Source organism: Tenacibaculum salmonis (assembly GCF_041053065.1).
Taxonomy (GTDB): Bacteria; Bacteroidota; Bacteroidia; order Flavobacteriales; family Flavobacteriaceae; genus Polaribacter; species Polaribacter pacificus_A.
The window spans coordinates 1,142,042-1,156,128 of the sequence record NZ_JBFCVV010000001.1; the positions used below are offsets into that span (position 1 = coordinate 1,142,042).

Here is a 14,087-nt window from a genome sequence, read left to right on the forward strand (position 1 = left end):
ATAAAACCAAAAAACAAATGACTAGAAGAATTAAAAAAGTAGCAATTATCGGTTCGGGTATTATGGGAAGCGGTATTGCATGTCATTTTGCAAACATTGGCGTTGAAGTCTTACTATTAGACATTGTTCCTAGAGAACTAAACGACAAAGAAAAAGCAAAAGGACTAACGTTAGAAGATAAAGCTGTTCGTAATCGTTTGGTTAATGACGCTTTAACTGCTTCTTTAAAATCAAAACCATCACCAATTTATTCTCAAAAATTTGCTAGTAGAATTACTACGGGTAATTTAGAAGACGATATTGCAAAAGTTGCCGATGTTGATTGGATTATGGAAGTTGTTGTAGAACGATTAGATATTAAAAAAATCGTTTTTGAAAAATTAGAGAAATATCGTACTCCTGGTACTATTATTTCTTCAAATACTTCAGGAATTCCTATCAAATTTATGAACGAAGGACGAAGCGAAGATTTTCAACAACATTTTGCTGTAACTCACTTTTTTAATCCTCCACGTTATTTAAAATTATTTGAAGTTGTTCCTGGTCCTGATTGTAAACAAGAAGTTACTGATTTCTTAATGGATTATGGTTCTAAATTTTTAGGAAAAACGTCTGTTTTAGCGAAAGATACGCCTGCTTTTATTGGAAATAGAATCGGAATCTTCGGAATTCAATCTTTATTTCATCAAGTAAAAGAATTAGGTTTAACCGTTGAAGAAGTTGATAAATTAACAGGTCCTGTAATTGGTCGTCCAAAATCGGCAACTTTTAGAACTGTTGATGTTGTTGGTTTAGATACTTTAGTACACGTTGCAAACGGTATTTACGAAAACTGCCCGAACGACGAAGCACACGATTTATTCAAATTACCCGATTTCATCAATAAAATGATGGAAAATAAATGGTTAGGAAGTAAAACTAAACAAGGTTTTTATAAAAAAGTTGTAAACGCTGAAGGAAAAAAAGAAATTTTGACTTTAGATTTAGAAACGATGGAATATCGCTCTAAAAAACGTGCGAAATTTGCTACTTTAGAATTAACAAAATCAATAGATAAACCAATTGACCGATTTAAAGTGTTAGTTGGTGGAAAAGATAAAGCGGGAGAATTTTACCGTAAAAACTTCGCAGCAATGTTTGCGTATGTTCAAAATAGAATTCCAGAAATTTCTGATGAAATCTATAAAATTGACGATGCAATGAAAGCAGGTTTCGGTTGGGAAAATGGTCCTTTCGAAATTTGGGATGCCGTAGGTGTTCAAAAAGGTATCGAATTAATGAAATCCGAAGGAAAAGAACCTGCCGATTGGGTTACTGAAATGTTAGCAAATGATATAACTTCTTTTTATACTGTTAAAGAAGGAGCTACTTATTTTTATGATATCCAAAGTAAAAATCAAACTAAAAAACCTGGTCAAGATTCATTTATCATTTTAGATAATATCAGAAAAACAAACGAGGTATTTAAAAATTCGGGAGTTGTTATTGAAGATTTAGGAGATGGAATTTTAAATTGTGAATTTCAATCTAAAATGAACACTATTGGTGGTGATGTTTTAGCAGGATTAAACAAAGCAATTGATTTAGCTGAAAAAGATTTTCAAGGATTAGTTGTTGGTAATCAAGGTGCAAATTTTTCAGTTGGAGCAAATATCGGAATGATATTTATGATGGCTGTTGAGCAAGAATATGACGAATTAAATATGGCTATCAAGTATTTTCAAGATACAATGATGCGTATGCGTTATTCTTCAATTCCTACAATTTCAGCTCCTCACGGAATGACTTTAGGTGGTGGTTGTGAATTATCATTACATGCCGATAAAGTTGTTGCCGCTGCTGAAACCTATATGGGATTAGTTGAATTTGGTGTTGGAGTTATTCCTGGTGGTGGTGGATCTAAAGAAATGGCTTTACGTGCCTCAGATACTTTCCGCACAGGAGATGTTCAGTTGAATGTATTGCAAGAGTATTTCTTAACCATCGGTATGGCAAAAGTAAGTACCTCAGCACATGAAGCTTTCGACTTAGGCTTATTACAAAAAGGAAAAGATGTCGTGGTTGTAAACAGAGATCGTCAAATTGCCGAAGCTAAAAAACACGCAGTATTAATGGCAGAAGCTGGTTACACACAACCAACTTCTCGTAAAGATGTTTTAGTATTAGGGAAACAAGCTTTAGGAGCTTTTATGGTTGCTACGGATTCAATGCATGCAAGTAGGTTTATATCAGAACACGACCAGAAAATTGCAAATAAATTAGCTTACGTTATGGCTGGTGGCGATTTATCTGAACCAACAAAAGTTTCTGAACAATATTTATTAAACCTCGAACGTGAAGCATTTTTAAGTTTAACCACCGAACGCAAAACGTTAGAACGTATTCAACATATGTTGAAAACAGGAAAACCATTACGTAACTAAACTTCACTCTAAAACATCAGAAAAAAATGAAAACAGCATATATAGTACAAGGATATAGAACCGCCGTTGGAAAATCAAAAAAAGGCGCATTCAGGTTTAAAAGAGCTGATGAATTAGCTGCTGAAACTATTGAATATTTAATGGAGCAGTTACCTGAATTTGATAAAAAACGTATCGACGATGTAATTGTTGGTAACGCAATGCCTGAAGGATCGCAAGGTTTAAACATGGCTCGTTTAATATCTTTAATGGGATTAAAAATTGAAGAAGTTCCTGGAGTAACCGTAAATCGTTTTTGTTCTTCGGGATTAGAAACTATCGGTATGGCAGTAGCTAAAATACAGTCAGGAATGGCAGAATGTATTATCGCTGGTGGTGCTGAAAGTATGAGTTCTGTGCCTATGACAGGATTTAAACCCGAATTAAATTACGATTTAGTTGCCGATGGGCATGCAGATTATTATTGGGGAATGGGAAATACTGCGGAAGCGGTTGCTGAAAAGTATAATATTTCTCGTAAAGACCAAGATGAATTTGCTTTAAATTCACATTTAAAAGCATTAAGAGCGCAAGCTGAAAATCGTTTTCAAGACCAAATAGTACCTATTCAAGTGGAAGAAACTTATGTAGATGCAAACGGAAAAAAAGCAACTAGAAAATATACGGTAACAAAAGATGAAGGACCTCGTAAGGGTTCTAATATTGCTGGTTTAGAGCGTTTACGCCCTGTATTTGCAACCAACGGAAGTGTTACCGCAGGAAACTCATCACAAACAAGTGATGGTGCAGCTTTTGTTATGGTAATGAGTGAAGAAATGGTAAAAGAATTAAATATCAAACCAATTGCTCGTATGGTAAGTTATGCTGCCGCTGGTGTACCTCCTAGAATTATGGGGATTGGTCCGGTTGCTGCAATTCCAAAAGCATTAAAACAAGCAGGATTAAAACAAGAAGATATCAGCTTAATTGAGTTAAATGAAGCTTTTGCTTCTCAATCATTAGCTGTAATTCGTGAATTAGGATTAGATGCAGACATCATTAATGTAAATGGTGGTGCTATTGCTTTAGGACATCCGTTAGGTTGTACAGGTGCTAAATTATCTGTTCAATTATTCGATGAAATGCGCAAGCGTAATATGCAAGGAAAATACGGAATGGTAACCATGTGCGTAGGTACAGGACAAGGTGCGGCAGGTATTTTCGAATTCTTAAACTAACAATTAAAAAAACAAAAAAATGGCAGATTTATTAAGAGGAGGTCAATTTCTAGTAAAAGAAACAAAATGTGAAGATGTTTTTACTCCTGAAGATTTTACCGAAGAGCAAAAAATGATGAAAGAAGCGGTTAGTGAATTTAACGACCGTGAAATTATGCCTCATAAAGCTCGTTTTGAAGCAAAAGACTATGCATTAACAGAAGAAGTTATGCGTAAAGCTGGTGAGTTAGGTTTCTTAGGTGTTTCTGTTCCTGAAGCTTATGGCGGATTAGGAATGGGTTTTATTTCAACTATGTTAACTTGTGATTATATTTCAAGCGGAACAGGTTCTTTTAGTACTGCTTTTGGTGCACACACAGGTATTGGAACTATGCCAATTACTTTGTACGGAACTGAAGCTCAGAAACAAAAATATGTTCCAAAATTAGCAACAGGAGAATGGTTTGGTGCTTATTGTTTAACAGAACCAGGTGCCGGATCTGATGCTAATTCAGGAAAAACAACGGCTACCCTATCGGAAGATGGAACGCATTATAAGTTAAACGGACAAAAAATGTGGATTTCAAACGCAGGTTTTTGTAACGTTATGATTGTTTTTGCTCGTATTGAAGATGATAAAAATATTACTGGTTTTATTGTTGAATATGATAAAGACAATGCAAACGGAATTACTTTAGGTGAAGAAGAACATAAATTAGGAATTCGTGCTTCTTCTACTCGTCAAGTATTTTATAATGATACTATCGTGCCTATCGAAAATATGTTATCAGCAAGAGGTAATGGTTTTAAAATTGCCATGAATGCCTTAAATATTGGACGTATTAAATTAGCAGCTGCTTGTTTAGATTCTCAAAGAAGAGTAACAAGTATCGCCGTTAATTATGCAAATGAGCGTAAACAATTTAAAACAGCTATTTCTGAATTTGGTGCTATCAAAATGAAATTAGCAGAAATGGCAACCAATGCATATGTAGGAGAATCTGCATCGTATAGAGCTGCTAAAAATATTGAAGATAGAATTGCATTACGTGAAGCGGAAGGAAACACACATCAAGAAGCTGAATTAAAAGGTGTTGAAGAATATGCTATTGAATGTTCTATTTTAAAAGTAGCTGTTTCTGAAGATGTACAAGCTTGTGCTGATGAAGGAATCCAAATTTTTGGTGGTATGGGATTCTCGGAAGAAACTCCTATGGAATCGGCTTGGAGAGATGCTCGTATTGCTCGTATTTACGAAGGAACAAACGAAATTAACCGATTACTTTCTGTTGGAATGTTGGTTAAAAAAGCAATGAAAGGTCATGTAGATTTATTAAATCCTGCAATGGCTGTTGGTGAAGAATTATTAGGTATTCCTTCTTTTGATACACCTGATTATTCTGAATTATTTGCAGAAGAGAAACAAATAGTTGCCAAATTAAAAAAAGTATTCTTGATGGTTGCAGGAGCTGCAATTCAAAAATTTGGTACAGAACTAGAACAACATCAACAATTATTAACGGCTGCTTCTAATATTTTAATTGAGACTTATATGGCAGAATCTGCTATTTTAAGAACTGAAAAAAATGCAAAACGTTTTGGAGAAGATTCTCAAAAAGAACAAATTGCAATGTCTCAATTATATTTATATAATGCGGTAGATATTATCATCAAAAATGCTAAAGAAGGAATTGTTTCTTTTGCTGAAGGTGATGAACAACGTATGATGTTAATGGGATTAAAACGTTTTACAAAATATGTAAATCAGCCAAACGTAATCGGATTACGTAACATGATTGCTGAAAAATTAAAAGCAGAAAATAAATACTGCTTCTAATTATAAAATACTATAATTAATTACAAAATTTTCTATAATGTCATAACTGTAGAATTTAGTTGTTTGTTTAAAAGGTTGTCAAAATTTGACAACCTTTTTTTATTAGCTCAAAATACTTTTAAAATCAATTAATTTTATATTTATTTTTAACATTATTTTAGCTTTAAAAGCTAGTTACAAAAGCTTTTATAGAGGTTCTATTTCATTTTTATTTACTAAATTAGATGCATCAAATAAGTAACTATCCAAATAGAAAAGAATAGTATCTTTCAAATAAAAACTAAAAAAAATGAGTACAATTAAATTAGGAGATGAAGCTCCAAACTTTACAGCACAAACAACAGAAGGAGAAATAAATTTCCATAATTGGCTTGGTGATAATTGGGGAATTTTATTTTCACACCCTGCAGATTATACTCCTGTATGTACTACCGAATTAGGTACTGTTGCAAAATATAAAGCAGAATTTGACAAAAGAAATGTTAAAGTAGCAGCTTTAAGTGTTGATGGGCTTGATTCTCATAACGGATGGGTTAAAGATATTAACGAAACTCAAAATACGACTGTTAACTTTCCTATTATTGCTGATGAAGATAAAAAAGTAGCCATGTTATATGACATGATACATCCTAATGCAGATAATCAACTTACCGTTAGATCTGTATTTGTTATTGGAACAGATAAAAAAGTTAAATTAACGATTACCTACCCTGCTTCTACTGGTAGAAATTTTGATGAATTATTAAGAGTAATTGACTCGTTACAATTAACAGCAAACCATAAAGTTGCAACACCTGCAAACTGGAATAATGGTGATGATTGTGTAGTTGTACCAGCAATTGCAACTGCTGATATTCCTGCGATTTTCCCTAAAGGATACACAGAAGTTAAACCTTATTTAAGAATGACTCCACAACCAAATTTAAAATAGTACACTTACATTTTTGCCTATTTAATTATGATAAACATCAATAAAAAACACTTTACAATTTGTAAGGTGTTTTTTTATAAAAGTGATTCTCCGTACAAAAAACAAAACATTAAATTTGTAAGAATAGTTATAATCGTTAAGTAACAATTTCTTTTTAATTCAAAAAACAACCTATGCAAATTACATCAAATTTTGATGCAGGTAATATTATAGTAGTATCTGAACAAAAAAAAATAGTAAAACTAAAAATACGTAAAGACACTAATTCTGATTTTTTTCAATGGTTTTACTTTAAAGTTACCGATGCTATTATAGGTGAAACTTATAATTTTTGTATTGAAAACACCAACGAAAGTGCTTTTGCTGATGGTTGGGATAATTACAAAACAAATGCATCTTACAACAATAAAGATTGGTTTCGTTTACAAAACACCGAATATAAAAATGGTAAACTTTATTTTAGTATTACTCCTACTAAATCTGAGGTTTATTTTGCTTATTTTACACCTTTCTCATATCAACAACATATTGATTTAATAACAACAGCATCTAAAAGTAATTTATGTACAACTACTATTTTAGGCGAAACAATCAATAAAAAACCAATAGAACTTTTACAATTTGGAACACCTAGTTCTGATAAAAAAAATATCTGGATTATTGCACGTCAGCATCCTGGGGAAAGTATGGCAGAGTGGTTTATCAATGGAATTGTAAATCGTTTTGTTTCTAAGGATATTTCAGAAGATATTACAATTGATAAACTATTAACAAACTGTTGTTTTTATCTGATTCCAAATATGAATATTGATGGAAGTATTGCAGGAAACTTACGAGTAAATACTTTAGGAATAAACTACAATCGAGTTTGGGAAAATCCTAATAAAAATACCGAACCAGAAGTTTTTTATTGTAAACAAAAAATGCAAGAAACTGGTTTATATTTTTTATTAGATGTTCATGGTGATGAAGCTATTCCGTATAATTTTGTTACAAGTTTACAAGGAATTCCTAGTATTACTGATGAAGTTTTATCCGAAGAAACTCGCTTTAAAAATGAATGGATGTCAGTAACTCCTGAATTTCAGGATACTTATAAATATAAAAATAGCTTACCAAATCAAGCAAATTTAGGTGTTTGCTCTAAACAAATCGGCGAACTTTTTAAAACATTGTCTTTCACTTTAGAAATGCCTTTTAAAGATAATGACGCTATTCCTGATTTAGAAAAAGGATGGTCTGCAGAGCGTTCGGAAGTTTTAGGAACTTCTTTTTTAACAGCTTTAGAAAAATTTTTATCAGGAAAAAACTAAACGATAAAACAAAACTATGAAAACTACTTTTAAAATAAATTATGAAATAAATGATAATACTAAATTAAAAGATGAGTTTATTTTTGATAAAAAATCAAATACAGCATTAATTAGTGAAAATGATATCAAAACTATTTTATCAGAATTAACAGCATTAATTATTGATTTAAAAAAGAAACATAAAATATATCAATTTAGTTTCAATATTAATTTAATTGATGAAAATGATACATCAAAAGTATTATTTATTGATGAAAAAGCACTTTTTAATGAAGTAAGAAAATACAATACTTTATCATCAGCAACAATTAAATATCTTAAAATAACTGACAACGGCGAATATGATTCGAGAATTTGGGAAGATTGCGAAAATCCGTTAGGAACAGAAGCTATTTTATCATTAGTTAGTAAAGATAAAAAATGGATGCCCGAATATATCAACTTTTTAAGAACCTGCGACTTAGACCACGAAGTAAATCAGGGAGGCGATATGGAAGAACTTATTGAACAATACGGATGGAACAAAGAAACTTGTTCTCTTGCGATTGCTCGATTAATAACCTGTTGCGGGCAACATGGAAGTGAACAATTTGAAGATTTATTAGAAAATGGTCTTTCTGATTATATTCAAGAAAACAAACTTTTATTTCTTGAAAAATTGATGGAAGAATTTAAATATGCTTTAGATAGTGATAGCTGTTATTCACCAAGTTTAAATGGCTTAAAAGAAGATTATTTAAATGAATTTTTTGAATATATCGAAGCACTTAATAATACTCTTGATAAAAATGATTTTGATAAAATAAATATCTACCTATCAAATTATTGGGATGCTTTTAATAATAAAAAATAATAGCTATATTTTTAAATAATTATTGTATTTGCGTTAGCGATAGAGCGGTTTGTTTGAGCTCTTTTTTGTTTTTTTCAAACAAAAAAAGCGAGTAGCGAAAGCGCGACCCTTTTGGGTAACGCCCTTAATTAATATAAACACTAAGAGCCTGTTTAAATTTTAAATAAAGTGTATTTTGAACATCTAAACGTCATGCTGAATTTAGTTCAGCATCGCATAAATCAAGGAACTACGGCAAATCAGGATGCGAAGCTGAAATAAATTCAGTTTGACGGATTCGATTTTTTAGCTATAAAAAAAGAGCGCTTACAAAAATGTAAGCACTCTTTTTTTATTGTTAATTTTAAAGCTTATTTTAAAGCACCTAAATAACGCTCAGCATCTAAGGCTGCCATACAACCCGAACCTGCTGCAGTTACTGCTTGACGGTATTCTTTATCTTGAATATCTCCAGCCGCAAAAACACCTGGTAAATTTGTTTTAGTAGATTTTCCTTCGGTAATTAAATACCCAACTTCATCCATATTTAAAACACCTTTAAATAAATCAGAATTAGGTTTATGTCCAATAGCAATAAAAACACCAGTTACAGGAATTTCTTTTTTATCACCAGTTTGATTGTTTACAGCACGAACACCTTCAACAACACTCTCACCTAAAATCTCATCTATTTCAGTATTATATAATACCTCAATGTTTTGAGTTTTTTCAACTCTATGTTGCATTGCTTTAGAAGCTTTCATATAATCTTTTCTAACTAATAAAGTAACTTTGTTACAAATATTAGCTAAATAAGTTGCCTCTTCGGCAGCTGTATCACCAGCACCTACTACTACAACATCTTGCCCTTTATAGAAAAAACCATCACAAGTAGCACAAGCCGAAACTCCACCACCTATTAAACGTTGTTCACTTTCTAAGCCTAAATATTTAGCAGTTGCTCCTGTTGATATAATAATTGTTTCTGCTTCTATTTCAATAGATTCATCAACAATAACTTTATGAATACCTCCTACTTCTGTACTTAAATCAACTTTAGTAACCATTCCAAAACGAACTTCGGTACCAAAACGTTCTGCTTGTTTTTGCAAATCGTTCATCATTGCAGTTCCATCGGTTCCGTTAGCATATCCTGGAAAATTATCAACCTCTGTAGTAGTTGTTAACTGTCCTCCCATTTGCATTCCTGTATACATAACAGGTTTCATATCTGCTCTTGCAGCGTATATTGCAGCTGTATATCCTGCTGGTCCTGAACCAATAATTAAACATTTAATTTTTTCTGCCATCATCTAAAATTTTTTGGTATTACAAATGTAATTTTTTTTGACATCTAATATCTTCTTTTAATATATATTTTAATTATTACACAATAAATGAAAGTTATTTTTAATGTTGAAAAAAAAATAATATTTTTTTTATTTTTTTGTTGCAGATCTATTTATTTGTTGTAGATTTGCACACCGATAACCGTACGGGGTGTAGCGTAGCCCGGTCATCGCGCCTCGTTTGGGACGAGGAGGTCGCAGGTTCGAATCCTGCCACCCCGACTAAAAAAGTTCAGATTTAAAATCTGAACTTTTTTTATTTTATAACAACCTTCCAAACACTGCTTCCTTCTTTTAAAAAATAAAATCCACTAGCTAAATTAGCTGTACTTACAAAAAGTGTGTTTGAAATACTATTAAAATAAGTTACTACTTTAATTTCTTTACCATTTAAATCAAGTAATTGAATACTTGAATGTACATTCATATTCGTTATCTTAATTTCTTGATTACTTATTATTGGGTTTGGATACACTATCGTTTTACTTTCTTCTAAAGTATTTTCATTATTATTTCCTTTAAAATAAGTTATGGCTTTATTAAAAACATCAGCACCTACTTTTTTACCAATAATTCTACCAGGAATATCATCCATTGGCGGATGAATTCCTCCCCAAATTCTTGATAAACTACATTGATCAGAAGCATCTTTATAAGTTGCCCACTGCAATACAATATCTTTACTTGGTCCTTCTTCAAAAACTAAAAACTCATTCTTCTTAGCAACAAATTCCCCTAATCCTCCAGGAAAAAATTCAGATCCTGTTAATAATGTTATTATTTCTGCCGCAGCTCTTGAATATGTAGAATGTCCAGAAACATAACCTGCAAAAGGTGGAGTAACAAAAGAAGGTCGTTGATAAGGCATCCAGTTTTCTGCCAAAATCCAACCTACACCCGCAACATCAGTATCAGGATTATCAATAAAATTATGACCTTTCCAAGTATATAATTTTATTTTACCTAAATTACTTGAGTTTTCTAAATATAAAGGGTCTGAATTTGTAACAACCTCAATATAATTAGGTATTAAATTTATACCATTTTTATTATAATTTGGCAAATCTACATCAGTACTTTGCCCTTGACTTGCCATATAACGAATTGCAGATATAGGTCTTATATAATCATACCAACCTTTAACACTCCATGCAGAAATAGCTGAATCGTGCATTGCAGCACCTAAAGTAAAATAGGTTTTTAAATCCCATTCTAAATCACTTACTATTTCTCCTTTTCCTTCAAACTTTTTTTCTAATAATGGATTATCACTTACATAATTAAGTATTGTAAACCAATGACCTGGTGGTGTTTCAGAATCTGGACCATCTGCCCAAAACTCGGCTAATACTCTAGCATAATCACCTCTTGACACATATTGTTCCTCATAAATCTCTCCTGTTATAGGATTATTATCATAGCCTTTACTTATATCTCCACCTTCTAAAAGATTATAAAATTTATTATAATCTTCAAAATTTTGAGGATAATCATCTAAAGAAATATTCCCTAATGATTTTGGCGAAATATCCCATAAAACATTATCATCAGAATTTAAATGCGACTGCCAAACAGATACTAATGAAAATCCCCATTTATAAATATCCGATTCATTTTTATCATTTCCTATATATGGTGGACGACCTGGATCGTGATAAACATTATAAGTATTTGAATCTCGATTATAGCTTGTTAATTTTTTATCAGACAAAGAAAAAGGAACTACATTTCCCCATTCTGGACTTAAAAAATCAGTAGTACCTTCTCCTGTTATATTACCGCTTTGATCAATATTAATTTCTAATGATAATGGTTGCCATCTATTAGGATTACTTATCAATGGATTTCCAGGTGAATTTGGTACTAATGGATTATTAACTGGATTATAATGCAAGTTTTCATATTGATTTTGTTCATTTGAACCATCTTGCAATCCGAATTTTATAATATTATCAGCAATATAATTACCCAAAAAAGCCGGATTTCCTTTTGAATAATCAGTAGAAATAATACTAATATCATAACCTAAGGATTCCATTAATTTATTTATAGATAATAAAGTAACTTCTGAATTTGGAGAGTTTTTAAAACGATGCTTTAATAATCTATAAGCAGCATAACTGATGGTTTTTTTTATACTGATATCAGTTTCTTCATTCGAAATAAAATCTTTTAACTCAACTTTAAATCCTTCTACAGAATTCCCTACTAAATAAGGTTTAGCAACATCATTATAAACTGACCAAGCATCATACATAGCTACACTTACGTGAAATAAATTTCGTGCATGAACTGTTGGACGTGCATAATCACTTCTAATAGCTTTTAACAACTCTTCATTCCAAAGTCTAGCTATTGAGTGATCTTCTTTTTTATTATCTTCTAATGTTAAATTCTTAGATTTTTCAGGAAATTTAAATCCTGATAACCTTTGTGCAGTGATTGTTTTTAAAGAAAATACAGTTAAAAAAAGAAGTATTTTACTATAAAAAAGAAGCTTTTTCATTATAATAAAGTTCAAAATTGAAAAATAAATGTACCACTTTTTTATTGTTTTAATAAAAATAATCTTCATTATAAATTATACAACTAATTACTAATTTGTTTTGTTTTACGTAATTTTGTAGTTATGGAATTACTTTTTTTAGGTTTAATAGCTGGTACAATTATTTCTTATTTTATTTTACAAAAATTTTCTTCAGTAAATAGAAAACATATCACTGAAAAACAATCTGTAGTATTGTTAGATAAAATCAAAAAAGTTTCAAAACTTATTACTGTAGAAGGAGAATTTGCTGAAATTTATCATCATGAAAATTCTAAAGAAAAATTTTTAGGTTTATTTACAAGTAAAAAGAAGGCTATTATTTTAATTAATGCCAAAGTTCATATTGGTTTTGATTTCAAGAAAATTAAAATGTATACCGATATAAAAAACAAAGCCTTAATTATATCTGAATTTCCACAACCAGAAGTTTTATCCGTAGAACCAAACTTACGCTTTTACGATATTCAAAATGGGTTATTAAATAAATTTAGCTCAGAAGATTTAACAAAGGTAAATAAAGAAGCGAAAGAACATATTCTTCAAAAAATACCCGAAAGTAACTTAATGCAAACTGCCAATAAAGAAGCTTTAGAAGCGATTAATTTAATGGAAAACCTAGTAGAAACTATTGGATGGGAATTAGATTATTCATCTTTAAAATTACCTGAGCCAGATAAAAAATTATTAAACGAATGAATATAGAACAGCTTCGTAATTATTGTATTGCTAAAAAAGGAGTTACCGAACATTTTCCTTTTGATTATGTAACACTTGTTTTTAAAGTGATGGATAAAATGTTTGTTTTAACAAATCTAAATCATTGGGAACAAGGCGAAGCTAAAATAAATTTAAAATGCAACCCTAAATGGTCTTTAGAACTTCGTGCTGAACATGAAAACATACTTCCTGGTTGGCATATGAATAAAAAACATTGGAATACAGTTTTAATAAATACGACTATTTCTGATGCATTTATCGTTGAATTAATAGATCATTCTTATAATTTAGTAATTAAAGGTTTGACAAAAAAAGCACAAAAAGAACTTCATCTATTATAATTATGAATAAAACAGCACTTCGTAACATCTATAAAGAGAAAAGAAAAAGTTTATCAGAAAAAGAAATTCATGCTTTTGAAAAAAATATTTATGAGCAAATTTTTGATATCGATTTTTCAAACATTCAGAATATACATATTTTTTTATCGATTAAAAATCAAAAAGAAATTGACACCTACCCTATTATTGATTATTTGAGAAGCTTAAATAAAACAATAATTATTAGTAAAAGTAATTTTTCTGATAACACTTTAGAGCATTTTATTTTTGATAAAAACACTACTTTAGAAATTAGTAAATACGGAATTCCTGAACCTATAAACGCCAAAAAATTTGAGGTTAAAAATATTGATTTAGTTTTTGTTCCGCTTTTAATTTCTGATAAACAAAATTATCGTGTCGGCTATGGAAAAGGATTTTACGATCGTTTTTTATCAAATTGTAAGAAAGACATAATTACTATTGGGCTTAATTTTTTTGAACCTATTACTGAAATTACAGATTCTAATAATTATGATATTCCACTTAATAATATTATATTTCCTATATAAAAAAACCCCGCAATTATGCGGGATTTTTAATTTTATAACTGATTTCAAT

General features: G+C 30.6%; 11 protein-coding genes and 1 tRNA gene. 10 read left to right on the forward strand and 2 right to left on the reverse strand.

Annotated elements, in window-relative coordinates; translation table 11 throughout:
* Nucleotides 1–17 precede the first annotated feature (17 nt).
* The 6 genes from AB0T67_RS04900 (at nt 18) to AB0T67_RS04925 (ending at nt 8,553) form a co-directional block, all read left to right on the forward strand.
* Complete coding sequence (locus AB0T67_RS04900; protein WP_369219388.1) at nt 18–2,423, forward strand: 3-hydroxyacyl-CoA dehydrogenase/enoyl-CoA hydratase family protein; 2,406 nt, start codon at nt 18–20, stop codon at nt 2,421–2,423.
* Nucleotides 2,424–2,449: 26 nt separating this feature from the next.
* The gene (locus tag AB0T67_RS04905; RefSeq protein WP_369219389.1) at nt 2,450–3,640 is read left to right on the forward strand and encodes an acetyl-CoA C-acyltransferase; all 1,191 of its coding nucleotides are present in this window, start codon (nt 2,450–2,452) and stop codon (nt 3,638–3,640) included.
* Between the two features lie 19 nt (nt 3,641–3,659).
* Nucleotides 3,660–5,456, forward strand: coding sequence for an acyl-CoA dehydrogenase family protein (locus tag AB0T67_RS04910; protein WP_369219390.1), 1,797 nt, complete (start codon nt 3,660–3,662; stop codon nt 5,454–5,456).
* Nucleotides 5,457–5,745: 289 nt separating this feature from the next.
* Nucleotides 5,746–6,387: a peroxiredoxin gene (locus AB0T67_RS04915; RefSeq protein ID WP_369219391.1), complete on the forward strand. Its 642-nt coding sequence runs from the start codon at nt 5,746–5,748 to the stop codon at nt 6,385–6,387.
* A 173-nt stretch (nt 6,388–6,560) separates the two neighbouring features.
* Nucleotides 6,561–7,700, forward strand: coding sequence for a M14 family metallopeptidase (locus tag AB0T67_RS04920; RefSeq protein WP_369219392.1), 1,140 nt, complete (start codon nt 6,561–6,563; stop codon nt 7,698–7,700).
* A gap of 16 nt (nt 7,701–7,716) precedes the next feature.
* Nucleotides 7,717–8,553 carry a hypothetical protein gene (locus AB0T67_RS04925; RefSeq protein ID WP_369219393.1) on the forward strand — a complete coding sequence of 279 codons (837 nt, stop codon included), beginning with the start codon at nt 7,717–7,719 and terminating at the stop codon, nt 8,551–8,553.
* 350 nt (nt 8,554–8,903) lie between these two features.
* Here AB0T67_RS04925 and trxB read toward each other — a convergent pair whose 3' ends face one another.
* The gene (trxB, locus tag AB0T67_RS04930) at nt 8,904–9,842 is read right to left on the reverse strand and encodes a thioredoxin-disulfide reductase (RefSeq protein ID WP_369219394.1); all 939 of its coding nucleotides are present in this window, start codon (nt 9,840–9,842) and stop codon (nt 8,904–8,906) included.
* 186 nt (nt 9,843–10,028) lie between these two features.
* Between trxB and AB0T67_RS04935 the strand changes: the two genes are divergently transcribed.
* Nucleotides 10,029–10,103 (forward strand) — tRNA-Pro (locus tag AB0T67_RS04935).
* Between the two features lie 34 nt (nt 10,104–10,137).
* Here AB0T67_RS04935 and AB0T67_RS04940 read toward each other — a convergent pair.
* The gene (locus tag AB0T67_RS04940; RefSeq protein WP_369219395.1) at nt 10,138–12,387 is read right to left on the reverse strand and encodes a DUF6851 domain-containing protein; all 2,250 of its coding nucleotides are present in this window, start codon (nt 12,385–12,387) and stop codon (nt 10,138–10,140) included.
* A 123-nt stretch (nt 12,388–12,510) separates the two neighbouring features.
* Here AB0T67_RS04940 and AB0T67_RS04945 point away from each other — a divergent pair, with 123 nt between their 5' ends.
* The 3 genes from AB0T67_RS04945 to AB0T67_RS04955 are packed head-to-tail and all read left to right on the forward strand — an operon-like array spanning nt 12,511 to nt 14,038.
* Nucleotides 12,511–13,125: a DUF4230 domain-containing protein gene (locus AB0T67_RS04945; RefSeq protein WP_369219396.1), complete on the forward strand. Its 615-nt coding sequence runs from the start codon at nt 12,511–12,513 to the stop codon at nt 13,123–13,125.
* Complete coding sequence (locus tag AB0T67_RS04950) at nt 13,122–13,487, forward strand: MmcQ/YjbR family DNA-binding protein (protein ID WP_369219397.1); 366 nt, start codon at nt 13,122–13,124, stop codon at nt 13,485–13,487. Before AB0T67_RS04945 ends, AB0T67_RS04950 begins: the two co-directional genes overlap by 4 nt.
* A gap of 2 nt (nt 13,488–13,489) precedes the next feature.
* A complete protein-coding gene (locus AB0T67_RS04955; RefSeq protein WP_369219398.1) occupies nt 13,490–14,038 on the forward strand; it encodes a 5-formyltetrahydrofolate cyclo-ligase in 549 nt (182 codons plus the stop codon).
* The last annotated feature ends 49 nt before the right edge of the window (nt 14,039–14,087 follow it).